The following is a 20,933-nucleotide window of genomic DNA, read 5'->3' as shown; positions in this document are numbered from 1 at the left end:
TGATTGTGCGGTGGCATCATCTTTTTGACGAGTTGAGCCTTAAGCTCGGCACTGTAGGATGGCATTGCAGCACTCCATCCGCCCCTTGAGTTTATAAAAAATGAAATCAAACAACCGGACAACTAGTGTGACAGAGGGGGCCCCCGCCCAGTATGCGTTTACTGGCGTGCTCAAGCCCTTTGGCCTGCCCAGGCCACGACGGTGCCGGGGTGATGATTAGACTAGATCGTTGCTTAGATGTGCAGGAAGACGCTGTTGCAGTTCCAGGATACAATCGTAAGGTGAGGCGCTTATGATCCTCGTTCTATTGATAGCTGAACTTAATGGGTGTAGAAGTAGCGCATACCCGCCCCGAGATGACTACAGGATCTCAAATAGCGCTGCGGCACCCATCCCTCCGCCGACGCACATCGTGACAACTGCGTAACGCGCACCGCGACGACGTCCTTCAAGCGCGGCATGACCGACCATGCGCGCGCCGCTCATTCCGTAGGGGTGACCTAAGGAAATGCTTCCGCCATTGACATTGCAACGATCTGGATCAATGCCTAAACGTTCTATGCAGTAAATGGTCTGCGAAGCAAAGGCCTCATTAAGCTCCCATAAATCTATATCGTCGACTGTCAATCCGAGTTTGGAAAGTAGTTTTGGCACAGCATAGATAGGGCCAACGCCCATTTCTTCAGGCTCACATCCAGCAACAGCCATTGCTCGATAAACCGCCAGTATAGGAAGGCCTAGTCGTTGTGCAAGCGCGCGTTCGACCAGTACGCATGCACTGGCGCCATCGGAAAGCTGACTGGAGTTGCCTGCAGTCACCGTGCCGCCCCCAATCACCGATGGTAAGGCAGTGAGCGCTTCCATAGTCGTGTTGGGGCGATTGCATTCGTCATGTCTAAACTCGATGGTTTCGAACGATTGCTCACCAGTTGCTTTATCGACGATTAGCTTGCTTGTGGCAATGGGTACGATCTCAGCATTGAGTCGTCCCTGGGTTTGTGCTGTCGCCGTTCGCTGCTGCGATAACAGCGCATAAGCGTCCTGCGCCTGGCGGCTTATGCCATAGCGCTTTGCGACGGTTTCTGCCGTTGCCAGCATCGAAGTGTAAGCAGCCGGTACGTGCTCAATAACACGAGAGTCGGCCTCCTCTTGCACCCATTGCAGATATTTATTTTGCACAGCGCTGATGTTCTCAACGCCTCCAGCGACAACCATATCCATGTGATCGACAACGATCTGCTTAGCCGCTGTGGCAATTGACATAAGCCCAGATGCACATTGCCTATCGATGGTCTGACCTGCAATCGAAAGTGGTAACCCGGCGGCAAAAAGCGCATTCCTTGCAATGTTTCCGCCCGAGGTGCCGGCCGAAAGTACCGTACCAATCACAGCGTCTTCCAAAGATTCAGGCTCTACGCCAGACCGAATAATTGCATGTTCGATGGCATGCCCCATCAGTGTGGGAGATTTAATGTTGTTCAACGCCCCCCTGAAGGCTCGTCCAATAGGGGTTCTGGCGGTCGATACCAATACTGCTTCGCGCGACATATAGAAGTTCCTTTATTCGGTTTTGCCAGTTGAAATCGTGGCCGCTGAGTATCGATATGGCCCCAGCAGCATCACTGCGATGCCGGCCAATACACACAACACCGCTGCAGCTATAAGGGCAGGTTGGTAGCTACCAACTTTGTCGAAAGACACACCGAATAAGACTGGCCCTGTAACGCCCCCCAGCGAGTAAACACCAAACAAAAGACCGAACACCGACCCGAAAGCCTTAAGACCAAAATATCGTCGAACCAAAAACGGTATCAAATCGCCTTCTGTACCCACGGTAAAGCCAAACAACAACGCACCGAAGGCCATAACAGCGAAACTTGGGGAGGGATTGAAAGCGATAAATGCCAGCCCGATAGCACCCAGCAAGAACGCCAATGCTGCTACTTTTGAAGCGTGAATAACGTCCATGAGGGCGCCAGCGGCGATTCGTCCCAGCATCACGCCGACGCCTGCTACTGCTACACCGTTGGCCGCAATGTCTGCCGGCAATCCGCGATCAACAAACATTGACACGGCGTGTACCGTTGCGCCAAGACCCGCTGCAGAAACGGCAAAGATAATGGCTGCGATAAGCCAGAATCGACCTGTACGCACAGCAGTGCCTAAGTCAGCGCCGGGTAGCAGGGAGGCTTCGGTCTGCGCAGCGCGAGCAGCAGGGGATGCGTTGATCGTGTTCTTGCCGGAGAAAAGCGTGAAGCATGCGATTCCTCCGAACAATAGGGCTACGACTGATAGAGCCCTGTAGGCGTACTCCCAACCATGCGTGCTGATCCAGTGTTGTGTCACAATCGGTGCCAACACCGTACCTAGCCCTAGCCCCATCATTGCAAGGCCTAGTGCCAACCCTAAGCGCTTGTCGAAATACTTAGGCAGCACTGATAGATATCCGGCAGGTGTAGTCGCGGTTGCGATGATTCCGATCACTAAGCTAAGCACTGCGAACATGGCCAGGTTTCCTGGCATCATAGACATTCCGAAAAGCGCTATTGCGAATAACAATACGGAAATAGGAATGACTCTGTTCACTCCGAATTTATCGCTGAGGCGACCCACAAGTGGGGCACCCAAGGCAAGGCCCAGCATTGCCAATACAATGACACCAGACGTCTGCCCACGGCTCCAGGAAAATGCTTCTGCCATGGGCCTCATAAATACGGATAAGGTTCCGAAGTAAAGCGTTGCGAATCCGCCCGACAGCCCGATCGCGGCACCTGCAACTTTCGCTGCCTTTGTTGCGGTACCTATGGCAGGTGCCAGAGCTGATATGTTTTTTGTAATCGTAGCCATAATGTCTCCTCTATTTAATTTTTTAATAAGGTTGTACGTTGGGGGCAGAGTCTGAGGAAAAGGACTCATCTCAAGCCGTTTGATATGCCACTAGTAAATCGCGTAGCGATGTCGGTACCTTGATCGCTGCGCGTGTTCCTTGTTGAATAGTGATCAAGGTTGTACTACCCTCAAAAACAAGTTGCTCCTTCGGAGTTCTGGCCTTGATCACTAACTCGAAGCTTGTGTTTCCAATATGTCCAACAGTTACCGAGATATCGACTTCGTCATCTGGTGCGAGTGACGAATGAAATACAAGTGAGAAGGCTTTACAAGGCGTGCCGATACCTTGCTTGCGTTTCGCATCTACATACCCCTTTCCGCCTCCGATACAGGCAAGAAAAAGTTGCCCGGCGTCCGCTGATAAGTCGCCGTAACGAGGCGTGTAGACGACGCCTGCTGGGTCGCACTCGCCCCAGAGAATGCGCCGTCTGACCACAAAGGGCTGGGTTGAAATTATCTGCTCTCGTGGTCCAGGAACGGCCATAAAAGTAGAGTTTTGCGTTGTCATCAAGAAGCCCCCGTCACTTTTGCGGCGCCCGTGCGATAGGCTTCGTAATCAGCGGCAAACTGCGGTACCGCTTGAGCCATACGTTCAGGGCTCATTCGGCCAGTCCGACTCATGAAGGATTGGATAAACTCCATTAAGGGCGCTTGAGTATGCTGCGCTATGTCTTCATACCAGTCCCAACTTCTTTGAGCCGCAATCATCAGTTTCTGCCTGATGTGCCGTCGTGCCGACTCGAACTCCGGCAATGCCACGTTCACCACATCATCGGCCTGCTCAAGTACGTCGAACAGCGCTAACGCGTCGTCCATCGCAAGTCGCGTTCCTGATCCGATGGAAAAGTGAGCGACAGCGAGTGCATCGCCAAGCAAAACACGATTTCCAGCTTGCCAGGCTGCGTTATCGACGTGTCGAAATTGACGCCAGAAAGAGCGGTTTTCTACAAGTGTCTCGCCTTGCAACTCCTGGCGGAAAGCATCTTCGAACACTTCCTTTCGTTCTTGTTCCGTGAGCTTGCTAAACCCGGAGGCCCAGCTTGGGCCATCCACTTCAGCGACAAAGGTGCTTAATTCGGCTGTATAAGGGTAGTAGTGACCTATCAATTGCCACGAACCGTAACGTCGAAAACTCAGTCCGGCCTCCGGCAAGCTTCGCTTTACCCCATACCATGCGAACCGATTTTGCAAGTAGCCATATGTTGGACCGAAATCTTGTGCTCCAAGCTCTAGTACAACTGAGTTGGCTCCGTCGGCCCCCACAATCAGGTCCGCATCTTTAAAAGGTTCCAGCGATTCGATGTGGGCGCCATATTGGATCTCGACGCCAAGCTCGGTGCAGGCAGCTGCGAGAATGCTCAGTAGGTTTCTGCGCTCGATTGCCGCGCCGTATTGCGTGGACGACATAAGGTAGCTATTACCATCCAGCGTGAAGCGTTGATTCGGCATCGGTAAAGATGCGTCATGAATGCGCTTTGCCAGGTCGGCATCGACAGCTTCGTACCGACTAACCGCCCGATTGGCAATCGACACGCCAAACCCGAAGGTACTTCCCTGATCGTTTTGTTCAAACACCACGACCTGATCGTCTGGATGATGCAACTTGCGTAGTCGTGCGAAATACAAACCTGCGGGCCCCGCCCCAATGACGACTATTTTCATGCTTCTGCTCCGGTGATGCGCAATTCGTCACGGGTATAAGTAACGATCTGGCCGCTGTAACCACCCGTTAGCATTGACCACCACATGGCTGGCTTGAACCCCATCGACCTACGGTGGAATACCAGCTCTGTTTCGGCCTCAATGCACCAGTAGCCGTTTTTGGGTGTATGGATTTGAGCAGTTGGTATGGATCGGGCAGCTTCCACTACAGGGCGAAACTCGTCGACATCTAGTACGTATACCTTGACCGTTGCGATCGAATCACCGGCAATGCTCAGTGCTTTCTTCTGCCACACGGGATCTATGCTTTTAAACAGTTGCCCTCCTGCCAGGGCCTCTTTCTCTAGCGCCATTGCGGCATCCAATGTGTGCAATGCGTCGTCGGCGTCGTGGCGTACGAAAGGCCTGAGCATGCGAGTGATTTCAAGCAAATAGCCGTTAGGATCACGAAAATAAATAGACTCAATAACCTCGTGGCGCATTTCAGGAGTGACTTCAACGCCAGCAGCTTCGAGGTGCTGCTTCCATTGGGCTATTTCAGCGGCGCTGTTAACAACCCATGCTGTGTGGGTCGCATCGAAGTCGTACCGAGTTTTCGGTGTGGCCCAGTCAGGCTGGGCGTCGCCTATGTAATAGAAAAATGCAATCGTGCTTCCCTGGCCACTATCGAAAAAGAAATGCAGGAAATCGGGATGGTCGGCCGGCCCCCATCCTCGTGCGGAAATCGCATGGACAAGGGGCAAACCCATGATGTTGCGATAAAAATTGACCGTCTCAGTTAATTTCCAAGTTGGGCGTGCCGTGTGGTGAACGCCACTTAAAGTCAGAGGATTCATTCCTGCGTCCTATTTGCTTAAAAGTTTTTGTTTCAATGCGGTTTTATCCGGCTTGCCGGCATGTGTGAGCGGTACGGCGTCGATAACCTCAATTCGCTCAGGCCACTTGAACTTTGCCAGCCCAACAGATTGAAGGTGGCGTCCAAGCTCAGTGACATCAGGAACGACAGCGCCAGGGCGAGGGACCACGCAAACACAGACTCGTTCAGTAAAGATAGGGTCAGGAACTCCAACCACCAATGCAGCCATGAAGGCTCCATGACGCATGACTGCCTGTTCAACCTCTTCGGCATTGATTTTTTCGCCGCCGCGATCGACAACGTCTTTCAAGCGCCCGCAGAACTGGTAATATCGCTTTCCGTCCTCCTCGACCGCTCGCATCAAATCACCTGAGCGGTAGAAGCCATCACTTGTGAATGCTTCTTTGTTTCGTTCCGGCGCATCAAAATAGCCAAAGGTGGTGTAAGGTCCGCGACTGGCCAGTTCGCCTACTTCACCTAAGGTTTGCTCTATCTCTGTGTCTGGTTTGAGGATTCGAATTTCGTCATGTTCGGAAATAGGTCGTCCGACAGTTTCGTATCGTATAAATTCCGAGTCCTCGTCCCGTGTGTACATGATTACGCCCTCGGTCATGCCGAATACGTGATAAACAGGGACTTGAAGCGCTTCATTCAAAAGTCGTGCATTGAACGGCGACAACATGCCTCGTACCTTGCTTATCGCTTCGTTCGTCCAATGTTGCGACTGCCTGGCTTTGGCTAAAGTAGGTGGCGCGATACAGAGACGGGTTGGCATGTATTCGGCCAGACTTCGAGCAACAGTGTCGCCCGATACGTTTGGCGAAATGATCGTGCAACCTCCGCTAAGCATCACCGGGCCCCATCCGCAAGCGACATGCAGGTTATGCATCATCGGCGTCGGCATGAACAAGCGCTCGTCCGTGCCAAGTGCCAACACTCGCGCTGATTGCTCGATGTTGTAGATATACTCACTATGGAAGCGTGGAATGATCTTCGGGGTGCCGCTGGTGCCTCCCGACAACTGAAATACGGCAACCTGAAACGGGTCCCGCACGACCTGGGCGAGTGCCGCTTTAGCACGCTCTGCATCCATGCTAGCAATGAGGTTGGGTACGCTCGGATACGTGTCGCCTTCGGTTGGCTCGGCCACTATGATGTGCTCAAGCGTTGGTACTGCCTTACACATGCGCTCTGCAAAGTCGACATAGTCGAACTTTTCACTCTTGCCCTGTGACCAAATCAGCTTGGCACTAGCTTGAGTGGCAATTTGTGAAATTTCGTGCTCACGATGTGCGGCAAGGGTACAAATTGGAATAATGCCCGCTTTGATCGACCCGATAAAAGCCACTAAAAGTGTTGGGGTATCCTCGATGTGCATGACCGCCCTGTCAAGCGGTTTCAGGCCCATATCTAGCAGCGCTGCGGCTAAGCGATCAGTCTGCTCGTTCAATTGGTTGTGGGTCAGAGTCTTGTTGTCAGCGATTACCGCGGGCTTCTCCCCGTGCACCTTGGCGGTGTTCAGAAGCACGTCAAAAAATGTTTGCCCACCAAGTATTTCCAAACCGGCATACTTCGACGCATGTTCGTGTGATGGGTATACCACTCCTGGTATTTTGACCCGGGGTTGATTGGTCGTTTCGATTGCGGTCATTTAATATCCAGCATGATTGTTAGTTGAGCGATTGCAGCCAGTTGGCAATCTCATTTGCCGCAAGCAACTGCCCGCTCGGTTCGTCTGGAGCTAACGCCCTTCCTTGATGGTCACCTCGAACCCGCACCAACTGTTTCTTTTCAGCTCCCAGTGCCGTGAACATGCTTTGAATGTCGGAAGGAAACACCGCGTTATCGCCTGTGTATTCGATCATCAGTGTTGGTTGTTTAATTGAGGGGGCGCAACGCAAAAACGATGCGTTTGAGCTCAAGCCAGACCATGTTGATAGCCATGAATCCGGTGTGCATACGCGACCAAACCCGATCGCTCCCACGTTTGAGACTGCCGGTGCATGGCCCCACAAAGAACCTACGCGACGGTCGGACGGATCTAGGTTGATATCCCAACAACGTAAATCGGCGTCTGTGCGCCACACGTTGAAGACAGGCGTATGCGCCGCTTTCAGTATGTCTTGCCGTGTTCTGCCCTTTTTGAGTCTTTCACGCGCTCCTTGACGTACAGCAATCATCTCTCTCGCCACGGCATCAATGCGTGCTACGCGCTGTTTCTGAGCATCGCGGTATCGCTTAATGAATTCCTGTGCATAATTAGCCCCTTCGGGTGGAGGCCGGAATCCGTTTTGATTATTGAAAGGGTCTAACTGAGCGTCGCATGAGAACGGGTCCGCCTCATCGGTAACGGATGGGTCGATTGAATTCATCAGCAGCATGCCCTGCCCGGGATGGGGTGAAACAAAGACAAGCGCGTCGGCCACTGGCATTTGAAGCGTAGTTAAATTAACAGGGCGACCACCAGGTGTGGTCTGCAAACGTTGCGCAGGGTCTTGAGCCGCTTGTTCTTGATAAAAGGCGTATAAGCTCGCCCCTCCTGATAAGCCGACCAAAATAATGCGTTCAAAGCCATTGTTTTTTAAGTGCTGGAGTCCGGCTGCCACATCGAAAAGCGCAATTTCATGCTCAAGCCTCAGATCATTTCCGACGGAGCGAGGTCCCTGATTCCATACGGCTACGCCGGCATTTAGAAGTTCGGGTATCAAATAGTGTGACGCGAGCATTTCTCGGGGGTGCATCAGGCAGGCCACGGTCTTTTCCAACCCCCGCCTAAACAGAAAGCCAGTAGTGGCGGCGGAGTCTGCCGTGGTTAGCGTGTGAACGGTCGTGGCAACACCTTCCGGCAGCCTTGCTTCGTCCCACGACGCGCCTCGCAGACCCGCCGTAGCTTTAGAGTTGCTCATAACGTTATGATCCTCAGGAAATTTAAGTTAACGTGAAATCCGCATCAATTGAGACAGGTCTCAATTTATATCTTAGATTAATTGAGACTGGTAATAAATAATGGGAAACCCTTGGGTGGTGAGTGAATGGCAGGAGAAATGAGAGACATCAAAACTATGGCTAATGCCCCTGGAACGCAACGCCGGCGAGGACGTCCAAAAAAAACAGAGAGTCCGAATTCACCCGAAATTTCTCGCGAGGCTATTATCGAATTTGCGTTTTCTATGACCAGAACTGAGAGCCTCGACACGCTCTCGATGGTGAAGGTGGCTACGGCCATGGCTGTGTCGCCGTCGTCTGTGCACTATTACCTTTCAAGACGAGATGCTTTGATCTCCGGGGTGATTAATCGTTTTTATCGGGAGGTCTGTGACTCAACCCCCAAGGCCTCCGGGAGCGCGCGCGAAGCCATCAAGGCTATTGTCCAGGCCAATTACCTGGTTATGTTGAAATACCCTGGGATTGTTCGCTATCTATCAAGCCATAATCGTTTTCGGCTTGTTCAAGAGGTTCAAGAGGGCGAAATCGATTATGGAATCAGAGCGTTCGACCTATTGGGCGTCGCAATTATGCGAGCAGGGTACAGTGGCCGAGATACTGCGATGTTGGGACACTTGTTGAGAATGTTTATTTTGTCGTCCGCACAAGCCGAAGCTCAGCTTCAAACGCCTTCATTTCATAAAGAATTTCTTGATGGCATTCTTGGGCGGTTCAAGCGCAAGAGCTATCCGGGGCTACATCACTCATTGCGCGATTTTGCCTCGCTAGACGGGACGGATGTATTCAACACTGGCCTTGAGATACTTTTAGACGGGTTTGAGCGTAGGGCCGAGCGTAACGCCAACGCAGCTAAGGAGTAGAGGGTTATGGGAATCAGTATGAGCGGATAAACTAACATCCCGGACAAGTTTGGCAATTCCTTAGAATGTTTCGCCTTTTTGAGGCAAGTAAATTGAGGGGCATCAAAAATGCTGAACAAGTCGCTTATTCAATAAGCTGCGTCTATTCGGGATGTTAAAACCATACAAATTTTGTAAGAAGCTTTCTGGCCGCGACCCAAATCAATATGCGGCGGATGGCAAGTTAAGCAGGAGGCGAAATGCAGGGAGTATGGGATTGGCTGGCAGTCAACCCGGCGCGCTATTTGGTATTGATATCGCTGGTGGTGACATGGCTTGTTTGCTTAGCGGAGTATCAAGGACGTCATACGGGTGGCTCAGGTTGGTTGACGTTAGCCCGGATCTCGGTAGGGTCAATATTTACGTTAATTACGGCCGTTGTCGCTGGCTTTTTTGGCGGTGTGGGTGCGTTCTTTGGTTATTTAGTGCTGCAAATTTTTGTTTGTGTGGTGATTCCCCTAGTTTGGGTAGACTAAATTTAGGGTCGCACGAATAGATGAATACGCTATTGTTGGTCGGCGGTGACTTATGTGTGCGGACCGCAAGAATGCTGGACCCGCAGCATTGGCAGTGCATCGGCTTGCGTCGTCGTCAGATGGCGTTGGAATCCGACGATCCTGTGACGTGGTATCGGGCCGACCTTCAAGACCCGGCCAGTTTGTCTTTCTTAGGCGATGGCGCATTCGCCCGGGTTACGCATGTACTGTATGCGCCTTCACCAGACAGCCGCACAAGTGCTGACTATGCCAGTGTCTATCCGCAAGGTCTTTCACGGCTTTTGGGCAGCCTGTCTGCACAGTGTCTTGCCCAGCTTAAACGTTGTGTTCTGGTGGGCTCGTCGGTGGTTTGGGGCCCGTCGGATGATTGGGTGAATGAAGACTCGCCTGTTCAGGCGACAAATTTCCGGGCGCAGGCCATATTGGATGCTGAGGCTGCGTTGCATACGATGTTGCCGCGAGGTGTGGGCGTTGCGTTGCGGCTGTCGGGTTTGTACGGCCCTGGGCGATCTTATTTGGTCAATGGTTTGCGTTCGGGTACGGTTGTGGCGCCGGATGGCCCCGGCCACTGGGCGAACCGGATTCACATTGATGATGCGGCACGGGCATGTGCGCACCTTTTAGCGCTTAACGCACCAGAGCCACTTTATATCGGCACCGATGATCACCCTATGCCTATTGCCGAGTTTTACGACGCGGTGGCGCGATTGGCGGGTGTGTCTGCACCGCAGCGGCAGCCAAAATCACCAGACGGCAAACGTCTGTCAAACGCACGGCTCCGGGCATCGGGCTGGGTGCCTACTTGGCCAAATGCGTTAGATTGGTATGCGTCGACGTTGGGTGCCTTGAAAGGCGGCGTTGAGGTTAACTAACGTCGGTCTAAGCGAAGCGCGATCTAGTTGTGGGCTTTGCTGTGCGCAGACGCTTTCATACTCTGGGCCCAGTCCCAAGCGGGGTCATGGCGTAGCCGCCGATTTATCACGGCGATGATGAGTATCGCGATGAGCGCCCCCAGCGCAGCAAGGGCCATGTCTTTGTGGGCATCCCAGATGTCCCCTTGGGTGCCCAGATAATGCATGCCCAGGTCGCCGCCGAAGACTTCGGCCGCCCCCCATTCGATTAATTCATATAAGGCCGATGTGCTAAGCGTTACATCGAGCGGAAGAAAATAGCCCCAAAACCCGCGCACTTCGACCACGCGAAGGAAAAATTCGCGAATCGGATAGACGAGCAGTAGGCCATAACAAAAATGGATCAGGCGATCGAAGTGATTGCGTTGCCACCCCAGCGCGTCGTTAAGGCTATGGCCTGTCAGGCTTTGCCACCATGCATCGTAGGGCACCTCGGAGTAGGTGTAGTGAGCACCTAATGCGTGTAAGGCCAGAAACGTCAAAATCAAATACAACGATACGTTCGAAAACCGAAATGCCCTTCGGCAGCACCAGAGCACGATCACCAGTCCTGCGACCAGGGCGTTTTCAAGCACCCAAGTAGAACGATCTGCAGGCGAGATTGCGAGCCCTGCCCAGAGGACTAGATATAGTGCAGCGGTTACGCGCACACCCACGCTTGGAAGGGGTTGGAGGGCTGCGGGTTTTGCGGTTGTTTGGGCCATGGGTGAGTGTAGGTGGGTGTTTCGGCGAATATGATCGCTACCATAGCGTATGGTGTTGCGCGCTTAAATTCTAATGCAGCCAGGCCGCTGTAGTCCTTTAAACGGGGGCTCTTGTCTTTCGTTGACGTAGCCCTAGGGCATACTGAGCGCAGTGCCCACCCTCTTCTAAGGGATTTCCCCTGTCGGACAATCATTGGGTAATGTCAGAACCCGCATAATTATTAACTTGTTGCGTTTTGTGCAACAAGTTAATCAAGGCTAGTAAGTCAACGGCCGTTGGTTCACCACGAGAATGCTCTTACCGTTATCCCAATACTGAATCGCCGTTGGGATCTTGTTCAAGTTCAGGTGGAGCGTTCTTCTTATGATATCGATTGAGTCCGCAGGGCCATCGTCTTCAAGACTGTCGTCGCACGTTAAAGGCAAAGTCCTTCAAAGTTGGGACAAAGCTATTTTGCCGTTTGTGTTCGTAGTGATGTTGGTCGTCTTTTACGCAATAGATCAACGTACGTTGTCGCCCGGCAACCTAATGAATGTTTTGAATCAGGTATCCATTCTGGCGATTGTCACTGTAGGCGCCAGTGTCGTGATTTTTTCCGGCGGGTTCGACTTGTCGGCAGGTGCGGTAGTTGCGTTGTCCGCCGTTTTGGCCGCGTTGGTTGTTGACTTAACTGGCGATGTTTGGCTTGGTGTCGGCGCGGGCATTTTCATTGGGTTAGTCGTCGGTGGTCTTAATGGCTTTTTTGTTGGCTATCTCAACGTGTCCCCTCTTATTGTCACGTTAGGCGCTTTGAATATTTGCCGAGGGCTAGCGTTAGTGTTGGCTAAAGATGGCGCGATTTATAGCTTTCCGTCTTGGTACACGAACTTCGGCGCTATGCGATTCCTGGGGATTCCGTCGTTGGCGTGGGTCGCCATTGTTCTGTTTGTATTTGTCAGCTTGGTTTTACGTTACACCCCTTTTGGCCTCAACTTATATGCCAGCGGTGGTAATCCAAAGGCAGCGCGTTTGTCCGGCGTGCCCGTTGCACGAGTAAAGCTCCTTGCTTTTGCTGTTTCTGGTGCCTGTTGCGGCGTTGCCGGCGTACTGCTAACGGTTCGCTCTGGTGGCGGAGACCCAACCTCGGGAATGCTATATGAGCTTGAGGCGATTGCGGCGGTTGTACTGGGTGGCGCAGCACTTAGCGGTGGGGAAGGGCGGCTGTGGCGTTCGATGCTGGCCATACTTTTACTGGCGGTGCTTGCGAATGGATTAAATATCATCGGCGTGCATCCACACTGGAAAGGCGTGGTCATTGGTGTGATTTTGACCATTGCCGCCACTTTGGATGCGTTGAAACGATCACGCTGATACGCAATAGATCTTTACTAAGGAGAGTCTCATGATTCGTCGATATATTAAATCTGTAGTTGCGTTATTGATTGCCTCAGCTTCGGGTCTTGCCGTTACGGCGCAGGTTCAGGCCAAAGAGTTTCGTGTGGGTATTTCTAGCCCCGAATCACAAAATCCCTTTCACGTTGTTATGGCAAGGAGTATTGCCGAAACGCTTAAAGCGCGCGGCATTGAACCTATGCTTATGGCGGCAAACGCCGATGTCAATCAGCAAATCAACAGTATTGGTGACATGGTTGCCGCTAAAGTTGATGCCATTTTGGTGGCTCCGTTGAATGCAGAGGGGCCTGCGGCGGCGCTGGTAAAGGCAAAAGACGCTGGCATTCCTGTGTTTATGTATGCGCGTACTCTTGACCCTAAATATGCAGATGTATGGGAGAGCTTCAACGGTATGGACGCGGTGCAGGTAGGGCGCGACAAAGCGCGTTGGATGGCTGAAAACACCAAGCCTGGGAAAGTTGCGATGTTGACGGGCATGGCCGGTGCGGCGCCGATGATCGAACAAGAGACCGGCTTTCGGGAAGTCATCACTGCCGCAGGGTATCAAATTGCATTTTCTCAGACGTCGAATATGACGCGTGAATACGGGATCAAGCTGACCGAAGACGCCTTAGTTACGAACCCGGATTTGGTGGGTATTTATGCGGCCAACGATGACCTCGCTTTAGGTGCAGCTCAGGCGGTCAAGGTGGCCGGGCTACAAGGCAAGGTAGTTGTTATTGGTTTGAATGGCGCACCGTCTGCGCTGGCTGCGATTCATAACGGCGACCTTACCGCCACTGTCTTGCTGGACCCTGTGGGTTGGGGGAAAACAGCCGCAAATGTGGTTGCTGATTACCTGCTGGAAGGCAAAAAGCCCGCAAAGTTTACGCCGATGGACCATAAAGTGGTGACCCAGAAAGAGGCCTACGACAACATTCCGCCGCCTTTGCGTGAAAAGTTGGGTGTGAAGCGTTAAGTCCGGCGTCCTTACCCTTAAAGCGAAAAAAGGTGTAAATCATGACTTTAGCGGAGTCAACACCAGTCCTGACCGCCAATCGCATTTGCGTTAAGTATGGAAATCTGACGGCACTGGATGACGTTTCAGCGACGTTCTTGCCGGGTGAAGTCCACGCGATTGTAGGTGAGAACGGCGCAGGGAAATCAACTTTGATGCGTATCCTGGCTGGCGAAGAAATGCCGCTGTCAGGTGAACTGTCTGTGGACGGGGAATGCGTCAGATTCTCGTCTCCGAACGATGCCCGAGGGCACGGCATCGGTGTGGTTCACCAGCATTTTCAGTTGGTTGATACGCTGACTGTAGAAGAGAACTTGAGACTGGGAAACTACCCGACCCGGTCGATTCTTGGGTTCGACTGGTTACTTGACCGTGGGGCCATACATCAGGAAGCGCTTCAGAGGTTGGCGTTGTTCGGACTCTCCGATAAGGCCAAATTGCCTATCCATCAATTATCTGTTGCCGAAAGGCAGATGGTTGAAATTGTGCGGGCTCTATTGGGCGACTCGAGGCTGGTTATTTTCGATGAGCCCACGGCCTCGCTAGGAGCTGACGAAGTGGCGCGCTTGTTCGAAGTCATTCACCAGATGCGGGACTCTGGAGTCAGTGTGATTCTCATCGCCCATAACCTGGACGAAGTTCTGTCTATCGCCGACCGAATTACGGTGCTGCGTAACGGTAAATGGATCGATACGCTTCCCAAGACCCAATTGAGCCGGGATGAGTTGGTGAGCCTCATCATGGGTCGCAAGCTGGGTGCCGGCTTCCCGGACCGGATAAGTGCTGGTCATGAGGAGCACCTCGGTTTGTCTGGCTATTTGAATGATCAAAGTGGTAGGCCCGTAGATTTTGGTCTGAAAAAGGGTGAGATCGTCGGTGTACCGACGTATATCGGTGCCCAGGTCGAAGATCTTCTTGAAGTGATTTCCGGGGGTAAAAAGCACCGGAACGCGCGAGTGGCTATTCAAGGGGCGGACCTTACGCGCGAGTCGCGTAGTACGCGCGTTGCACATGGCGTGGGCGTAGTTCCTGGAGATGCATTGCACGATGGCCTTGTGCCTAACATGACGATTGAAGAGAACATTTTGCTCTCGATGAGTGCGCAGGTAACTCGGTTCGGTGTGATCCGGCGGACACGCATGCGCGCGATCGTTCAAGAAATGATCGAGCAGCTGGGGATCAGGCCGGCTGACCCGGATGCTCGTGTTGATCGCTTGTCCGGCGGTAATCGTCAGAAAGTGGTTATCGCCAAGTGGATAGCTTCGGGTGCCAAGGTGCTTTTGCTTGATGACCCGACCAAGGCGGTTGATGTTGGTGCCAAAGTCGATATTTTCCGGTTGATCGGTAAAGCGGCTGCGGAGGGCGCGTCTGTCTTGTTTGTGTCGTCAGAAGTTGAGGAGTTGGTGGGTATGTGTCACCGGATCATGTTGGTTCATCAAGGAGTGGTTGTCGAACGCTATGACGAGCCGCCCTTTCACAAGAAAGATGTACTTGGTGCGGTCGTTAGCGGACGCAAATCCCGCTCAGAAAACCGTGATCAGCGAGGTATGCAATGAGTTTGTCGGCACTTGAACAACGTTTAAGTAGCGGTTTGGATTATCTGAATTTCCCACGACGCGAGTGGGTTCCGAGACGCGAGCATTGTGGTCAGCATGTGCTTGACGTGGCAATTATCGGAGCGGGTCAGAGTGGATTGGCGACCGCGTTTGGATTACGCCTGGAGAATATCAAGAACGTTGTTGTGCTTGATAAAAGGCAGCCCGACACTGTTGGGCCCTGGCGAACTTTCGCACGCATGAAAACGCTTCGTACGCCCAAGTTTGGCAGTGGTCTTGACTTCGGTAACCCAGATCTGACACCCCAGGCTTGGTATGAAGCGCGTTTTGGCAAAGAGGCCTGGAACGCGTTGGGCAAAATGCCAACCGATTTGTGGCACGAGTATCTGGAGTGGTATCGGCGCGCCTTATCGATACCGGTTCAGTATGGGGTGACGGTAGAGAGCATTCTGCCCGATTCAGACTGTCTGCGTCTGACCTGCGCGGGCGGGGAAATCATTTTTGCACGGCGGGTAGTTTTGGCGACAGGGCTCGATGGCTCTGGGCGTTGGTACCTGCCACCCATCGTAAATAATTTACCTAAAGCTTGCTATGGTCATACGGAAGAGCGTATTGATTTCTCGGCTCTGAAAGGGAAGCGAGTTGGCGTGCTTGGTGGAGGCGCGTCTGCGTTCGATAACGCAGCCACAGCCATTGAGGCCGGCGCTCAATCGGTGGATTTGTGTATTAGAGCGCCACAGCTACCTCGAATTAACCCAAATAAGTGGATGGAGTTTTCGGGCTTTCTAGGGCATTACGCCGAACTGACTGATGACAGAAAGTGGCGGTTTATGCATCAGATCGGCTCAATGTTGCAACCTCCGCCCCAAGAAACCTTGTGGCGTTGTAACCGACATGAGCAGTTCGCGTTGCATACGGGCTCACCGTGGTTGGAGGCTTGGCAGTCTGACTCTTGCGTAGGCATCAAAACACCCCATCGTGAATTTGAGTTTGATTTTTTAATTTTCGGTACAGGGCTCACCCATGATCTGAAATGCCGCCCTGAGTTGTCGGGAATCGCTGACGAAGTCGCACTTTGGCAAGATCGGTTTCGTCCGGCCGAGGGGCTTGAGGCGGGTCATCTTATGGCTTCACCGTATTTAGGTCCTGGGTTTGAGTTCCTTGAAAAGCGCCCGGGGGCGGCACCTCACCTGGGAAAAATACATAACTTCACTCATGGTGCCATGCTCAGCCTCGGGCTGAACGCGGCCTCGATCACTGGGATGAAGTATGGCGTTCGCCGCTTGGTGCGCGCCCTTTCGTGCAGTCTGTTTATCGAAGACGCCGACGAGCACTTTAATTCGCTGACTTCTTACACCGAGCCTGAGATCTGGACACTGGATCCTGAGGCTGTGGCTCAGAAAAAGACAAGCAATGCCGCTTGATGGAGGGTTCTGATGTTTCCGGCACGTTATCAATATCACAAAGTAGATAGTTTTAAGGCAGCCTGCGAGGCCCTCGATGCGCTCGGCGGCGAGGCTAAGCTTTTGGCGGGGGGGCAGACGCTGATTCCGATGATGAAGCTAAGGCTATTGGCACCAAAGCATTTGGTAGACATGGGGCGCATTCGCGACGGCAACCGAATCGAAATTTCCGAAGACATTCTTAGAATCGGTGCGCTGTCCTCTCATGCGAGTATCGCCGGTGCTGAGGTTATCAAGCCGTTTTCATTGTTGCGTGACTGTGCCTTTGGAATTGCCGATGTTCAGGTGCGAAACATGGGCACTATAGGCGGCTCTCTTGCGGAGGCCGACCCTTGCAGTTGCTGGCCGACGGCTTTAATGGCCTTGGACGCCAGGGTTGTGTGTGTGAGTAGTGGCGCTGAGCGTACGCAAACAGTGGCACAGCTGCTGAAAGATGCTTATACCCCCAATCTGGAAGCGGGTGAGCTGGTCACCGAGATCCAGATTGACCGATCAAACTTGGAAGGCATGAGTACCTTCGTAGCGTTTAAACGTGCCGCACCGGCGTACCCAACGGCAAGTTGTGCATTAACCATCAGGTTCGACGGCGAACAAGTGCAATCGGTGGGCATGGCTTTAGGCTGCGTTGGCTTGACCCCTATTCGCGTGCCATACCTTGACGAAATACTCGTTGGTAATGTCCTGGATCAATCGCTGATTGACGACGTTGCGGCGCTGGCCTCTGAGATTGCAGAGCCAGTTTCTGACAATAAAGGTAGCGAGGCGTACAAGCGTTCGTTAATCCGGGGGTTGGTAGCACGTGCATTTGACATTGTCATGCACAGAAAAAATGGAAAACTGCATACGGAGACACATTCTTATTATGGATGATCTAAAGCTTGAGCAGGTCAAAGTCAGCATCAATGGGCGCACCGTAAAAGCGACGGTTGAGCCTCGAAAACTGCTTGTCCATTTCATTCGTGAAGATCTTGGCCTGACCGGGACGCATGTGGGGTGCGATACCAGTTATTGCGGAGCTTGTACTGTTTTACTCGATGGTAAAGCGGTGAAATCTTGCAATCTTTTTGCAGTGCAGGCCGATGGTAAGTCGTTAACAACGGTTGAGGGCCTTGAAAAACAAGGTGAACTGCACTCGTTACAGAAGTCATTTTCTGACTGCCACGCTTTGCAGTGCGGGTACTGCACGCCAGGTATGTTGATGTCGTCCTTGTATCACATTAATACATGTGACCAGGTGACAGAGTCATCCGTTCGGAAGGCGTTGGCTGGCAATGTGTGCCGATGCACGGGTTATCAAAACATTATCGAGGCAGTCGTTAGTACTGCGAGACAAGTAAAAGGGGAGATAGCATGAGGCTTTCTATGGATGGCAGTTTTTCGGTAAAGACGTCCCTAGCGGAAACTTACGCGTTTTTGACAGACCCTGAGCGTTTTGCGCCGTTATTGCCCATGTTCAAGTCTTTGGAGTCAACGGATGACGACGCGTTTGATTTGGTAATGGAAGTGGGCGTTCCACAGATACGGGGACGCGCCGAGGTCCATGTCGTGTATATCGAACGCAAACTAGACGAGTATGCAAGCCTGAGCAGCACGGTGCGGCATTCTTTAGGTGTCGCCGATGCCAGTTTGCAATTTTCCCTTGAAAGTAAAGGCACAGGCACGCAGGTTACTTGGACTTGCGACAGTACCGTAAGAGGAACGCTGGCGTCGGTGGCCAGCGGAATTTTGAAGCCTTTGGCTAGACGCAATGTCAGCGCCATGATCGCTTCAGTTCAGAATGAGCTAGGTGCAGCCGAGGATGAGGATGGCCCCAAGGAGGCTCCTGTGGAATCGGGGACTAAATCAAAGATGAGTGACCGTGTGTCATCTTGGCTGTCGAGGCACAAAAAGGTGACGGCATGAAGAATCGTAAGGAAGATCATCGTCTTGTGCGCGGACAGGGGCTTTTTGTTGATGACGAGCAGAGTCCGCGACAGCTACATGTTCGATTGGTTAGGTCGCCGTATGCACATGCCGAGATTCAGTCCATTGATGTGACGGCCGCACGCGCCCTCGACGGAGTTGTCTGCGTCATGACGGGCGAAGAGGTCGCTACACTGACCAAACCCTTTCCACAAATGGCGCCAGCCCCGGCTAACGGAATCCGTGACTATTGTATGGCCATCGATCGGGTGCGCTTCCAGGGCGAGCCTGTGGTGGCCATCGCGGCAGAAACACCCGAAATAGCGGCGGATGCCGCCGAATTGGTTCGTGTGACGTACGCGCCTCTTGATGCTGTTATGGATGCGGTGGTTGCACTCGAGAATTCTGTGGTTCTGCATGAAAATATTGGTACTAATCAAGTGTTCTCGGATGTGTTCGAATGGGGTGAAGTAGATGCCGTCTTTGAGTCTGCTGATCATGTGATTGCCATTGATCGCTTGCATTTCCATCGTTTTTCGAGCACCCCTCTTGAGCCATTTGCAACGCTGGTCACTTGGGAGGCAGACGGCCGACTAGATATTTTTTGTAATATCAGTCAACCGGGCGTAGCGATGAAATTTTTGGCGCCGCCGTTGGGTCTGTCGCCTGACCTTGTTCGATTGCGTACCCACGATATCGGTGGTGGCTTTGGCATTAAGCAAAATTTATACCCGTATATTCTGATTTGTGCGCTGTTATCAAGACAGGCAGGACACCGGCCTGTGAAGTGGATAGAAACGCGTAGCGAGCATTTGCAGGCCAGCGCCCACGGAAACGAGCGTACTTTCTTTGATACCGAAGTAGCGCTGGACAAGGATGGTGTCATCCAGGCTATTCGGTCAACGCATGTGGATGACTGCGGTGCTTACCCACGATATGAGCCCTTAGGCTGCGTTATTTGGTCCCAGGTTGTGCCAGGCCCTTATCGACTTCAGAACATTCGCATCAAAATGTCCCAATCGGTAACCAACAAGTGCCCAGTTGGGCCGAATCGTGGCTTTTCTCGCATGCAGCATATTTGGTTTCTTGAGCGCGTGATCGATATTTGCGGTCGGAAGCTTGAGATCGATCCGGATGTTATCCGGCTTAGGAACTATGTGCCTTCGTTCCCCTGGACCACACCAAATGGGTGTGTCTATGATTCGGGTGATTATCCGGCCATGCTTTCCCTGGCCAAAGAGCTGGTTGGTTGGGAGGCTTGGCAGCAAAAGATCAAGACAATGAGAGCAGAGGGCCGGTTGGTTGGGATTGGTATTGGTACCACACTCGATTCCGGAACTAACAATTTTGGTCAATCACGCATTATTAATCCGGGCTCTCCGCTAACCGGCAATTCTGAAATAGCCAATGTTAGAGTTGGGGTTGATGGTCGCTTGATTGTCAGTGTCGGGTCGGTGCCGCAAGGACAAGGCCATGAGACGGTGGCTTCACAGGTTGTGGCTGAAGAAATGGGGGTTACTCCAGATTGGGTCTCTGTCCAGGTGGGTTTCGATACAGAACGGAACACATTTACTTCTCATTCGGGCACATACGCAAGTCAGTTTGCGGTTACGAGTCTTGGCGCAATTCATGGTGCGCTGGAGTTGGTCAAACAAGAGTTGCGCAGAATCGCGGCTTTTCATCTCGAGGTCGAGGCGGAGTGTTTGGGTTTTGGGTTGTACGACGGTGTCCCTGCAGTGCTGGATACAACAGGTGTTAAGCACGCCACCTTTGCTGAGCTTGCAGCCATGGTTAACACGCGTACTGCCGGAATTTCGCCTGAAATTGCCGACCTTTCATTAAATTGTCGCTATGTTTACCGGCCGCCTTTTCAGGTGCCTGATACACAGCGCAAGTATGGCAACTTGACGTTGACTTATGCTGCGCAGTGCCATATCGCAGTCCTTGAGGTAGATCGTCAAACGCACAATATTCATATTCTTGATTACGCGGCCGTCGACGATTGTGGCAAGGTGATTAGCCACATCATTGTTAAAGGCCAGGTGTTAGGGGCGGCAGCGCATGGAATTGGCGCCGCTTTGCTCGAGCGCTTTAAGTACGATGAGTACGGCAATTTGTTAAGGAACCTCTGAACAAGTCCAACGAACCTGTCAGAATATAAGTTATTGAAAACAGCCCGATCCGAGTGAACCCGATGAGCCAGTTGAGTTTTTCCGAAGCCGAGTACGTCGGCAAACGCAAGAAAACGCGCCGTGAGA

The 20,933-nt window shown here is 52.5% G+C and carries 19 protein-coding genes; 11 read left to right on the top strand and 8 right to left on the bottom strand.

The features are described from left to right. Positions 1-360: 360 nt before the first annotated feature. The 7 genes from CHR62_RS15150 to CHR62_RS15120 form a co-directional block, all read right to left on the bottom strand. Positions 361-1,548, bottom strand: a complete 1,188-nt coding sequence (locus CHR62_RS15150; protein ID WP_123661495.1) for a thiolase family protein — start codon at positions 1,546-1,548, stop codon at positions 361-363. A 12-nt stretch (positions 1,549-1,560) separates the two neighbouring features. After that, complete coding sequence (locus CHR62_RS15145) at positions 1,561-2,847, bottom strand: MFS transporter (protein ID WP_158609140.1); 1,287 nt, start codon at positions 2,845-2,847, stop codon at positions 1,561-1,563. 70 nt (positions 2,848-2,917) lie between these two features. Continuing rightward, positions 2,918-3,397 (bottom strand): thioesterase family protein, encoded by a 480-nt coding sequence (locus tag CHR62_RS15140; protein WP_233575035.1) that lies wholly within the window; start codon positions 3,395-3,397, stop codon positions 2,918-2,920. Beyond that, positions 3,397-4,551 carry a monooxygenase, FAD/NAD(P)-binding domain protein gene (locus tag CHR62_RS15135; protein WP_123661492.1) on the bottom strand — a complete coding sequence of 385 codons (1,155 nt, stop codon included), beginning with the start codon at positions 4,549-4,551 and terminating at the stop codon, positions 3,397-3,399. Before CHR62_RS15135 ends, CHR62_RS15140 begins: the two co-directional genes overlap by 1 nt. Further along, a complete protein-coding gene (locus CHR62_RS15130) occupies positions 4,548-5,387 on the bottom strand; it encodes a VOC family protein (protein WP_123661491.1) in 840 nt (279 codons plus the stop codon). Before CHR62_RS15130 ends, CHR62_RS15135 begins: the two co-directional genes overlap by 4 nt. A 9-nt stretch (positions 5,388-5,396) precedes the next feature. Next, on the bottom strand, positions 5,397-7,058 hold the full coding sequence (locus CHR62_RS15125; RefSeq protein WP_123661490.1) for an AMP-binding protein: 1,662 nt from the start codon (positions 7,056-7,058) through the stop codon (positions 5,397-5,399). A 19-nt stretch (positions 7,059-7,077) separates the two neighbouring features. After that, the gene (locus CHR62_RS15120) at positions 7,078-8,313 is read right to left on the bottom strand and encodes an alpha/beta hydrolase (protein WP_123661489.1); all 1,236 of its coding nucleotides are present in this window, start codon (positions 8,311-8,313) and stop codon (positions 7,078-7,080) included. A gap of 264 nt (positions 8,314-8,577) precedes the next feature. On the opposite strand from CHR62_RS15120, the gene CHR62_RS15115 reads away from it, so the two are divergent. From CHR62_RS15115 to CHR62_RS15105, 3 genes are all read left to right on the top strand, one after another. Further along, a complete protein-coding gene (locus CHR62_RS15115; protein ID WP_158609139.1) occupies positions 8,578-9,213 on the top strand; it encodes a TetR/AcrR family transcriptional regulator in 636 nt (211 codons plus the stop codon). Positions 9,214-9,452: 239 nt separating this feature from the next. Next, positions 9,453-9,728, top strand: coding sequence for a hypothetical protein (locus CHR62_RS15110; RefSeq protein ID WP_123661487.1), 276 nt, complete (start codon positions 9,453-9,455; stop codon positions 9,726-9,728). A 71-nt stretch (positions 9,729-9,799) separates the two neighbouring features. Beyond that, entirely contained in the window at positions 9,800-10,621 is an 822-nt protein-coding gene (locus tag CHR62_RS15105; RefSeq protein WP_233575033.1) for a hypothetical protein, read from the top strand. A gap of 23 nt (positions 10,622-10,644) precedes the next feature. Here CHR62_RS15105 and CHR62_RS15100 read toward each other — a convergent pair whose 3' ends face one another. Next, a complete protein-coding gene (locus CHR62_RS15100) occupies positions 10,645-11,364 on the bottom strand; it encodes a DUF2238 domain-containing protein (RefSeq protein ID WP_123661485.1) in 720 nt (239 codons plus the stop codon). Between the two features lie 364 nt (positions 11,365-11,728). Between CHR62_RS15100 and CHR62_RS15095 the strand changes: the two genes are divergently transcribed. From CHR62_RS15095 to CHR62_RS15060, 8 genes are read left to right on the top strand one after another with little or no spacing between them, the layout of a single operon-like run. Further along, positions 11,729-12,715, top strand: a complete 987-nt coding sequence (locus tag CHR62_RS15095; RefSeq protein WP_123661484.1) for an ABC transporter permease — start codon at positions 11,729-11,731, stop codon at positions 12,713-12,715. Positions 12,716-12,746: 31 nt separating this feature from the next. Continuing rightward, positions 12,747-13,715 carry an ABC transporter substrate-binding protein gene (locus CHR62_RS15090; RefSeq protein WP_123661483.1) on the top strand — a complete coding sequence of 323 codons (969 nt, stop codon included), beginning with the start codon at positions 12,747-12,749 and terminating at the stop codon, positions 13,713-13,715. A 41-nt stretch (positions 13,716-13,756) separates the two neighbouring features. Further along, positions 13,757-15,310, top strand: coding sequence for a sugar ABC transporter ATP-binding protein (locus CHR62_RS15085; RefSeq protein ID WP_123661482.1), 1,554 nt, complete (start codon positions 13,757-13,759; stop codon positions 15,308-15,310). Then, the gene (locus CHR62_RS15080) at positions 15,307-16,734 is read left to right on the top strand and encodes an NAD(P)-binding domain-containing protein (RefSeq protein ID WP_123661481.1); all 1,428 of its coding nucleotides are present in this window, start codon (positions 15,307-15,309) and stop codon (positions 16,732-16,734) included. The genes CHR62_RS15085 and CHR62_RS15080 overlap by 4 nt, the downstream gene beginning before the upstream one ends. A 12-nt stretch (positions 16,735-16,746) precedes the next feature. Next, entirely contained in the window at positions 16,747-17,643 is an 897-nt protein-coding gene (locus tag CHR62_RS15075; RefSeq protein ID WP_123661480.1) for a xanthine dehydrogenase family protein subunit M, read from the top strand. Continuing rightward, entirely contained in the window at positions 17,636-18,127 is a 492-nt protein-coding gene (locus tag CHR62_RS15070) for a (2Fe-2S)-binding protein (protein ID WP_123661479.1), read from the top strand. Before CHR62_RS15075 ends, CHR62_RS15070 begins: the two co-directional genes overlap by 8 nt. Next, on the top strand, positions 18,124-18,675 hold the full coding sequence (locus CHR62_RS15065) for a CoxG family protein (RefSeq protein WP_123661478.1): 552 nt from the start codon (positions 18,124-18,126) through the stop codon (positions 18,673-18,675). The genes CHR62_RS15070 and CHR62_RS15065 overlap by 4 nt, the downstream gene beginning before the upstream one ends. Continuing rightward, a complete protein-coding gene (locus CHR62_RS15060) occupies positions 18,672-20,807 on the top strand; it encodes a xanthine dehydrogenase family protein molybdopterin-binding subunit (RefSeq protein WP_123661477.1) in 2,136 nt (711 codons plus the stop codon). The genes CHR62_RS15065 and CHR62_RS15060 overlap by 4 nt, the downstream gene beginning before the upstream one ends. The last annotated feature ends 126 nt before the right edge of the window (positions 20,808-20,933 follow it).

This window comes from Pusillimonas sp. NJUB218, from assembly GCF_003788685.1.
GTDB lineage: Bacteria > Pseudomonadota > Gammaproteobacteria > Burkholderiales > Burkholderiaceae_B > Neopusillimonas.
The sequence above is the reverse complement of the archived record's forward strand: the minus strand, read 5'-3'. Positions and strand labels throughout refer to the sequence as shown.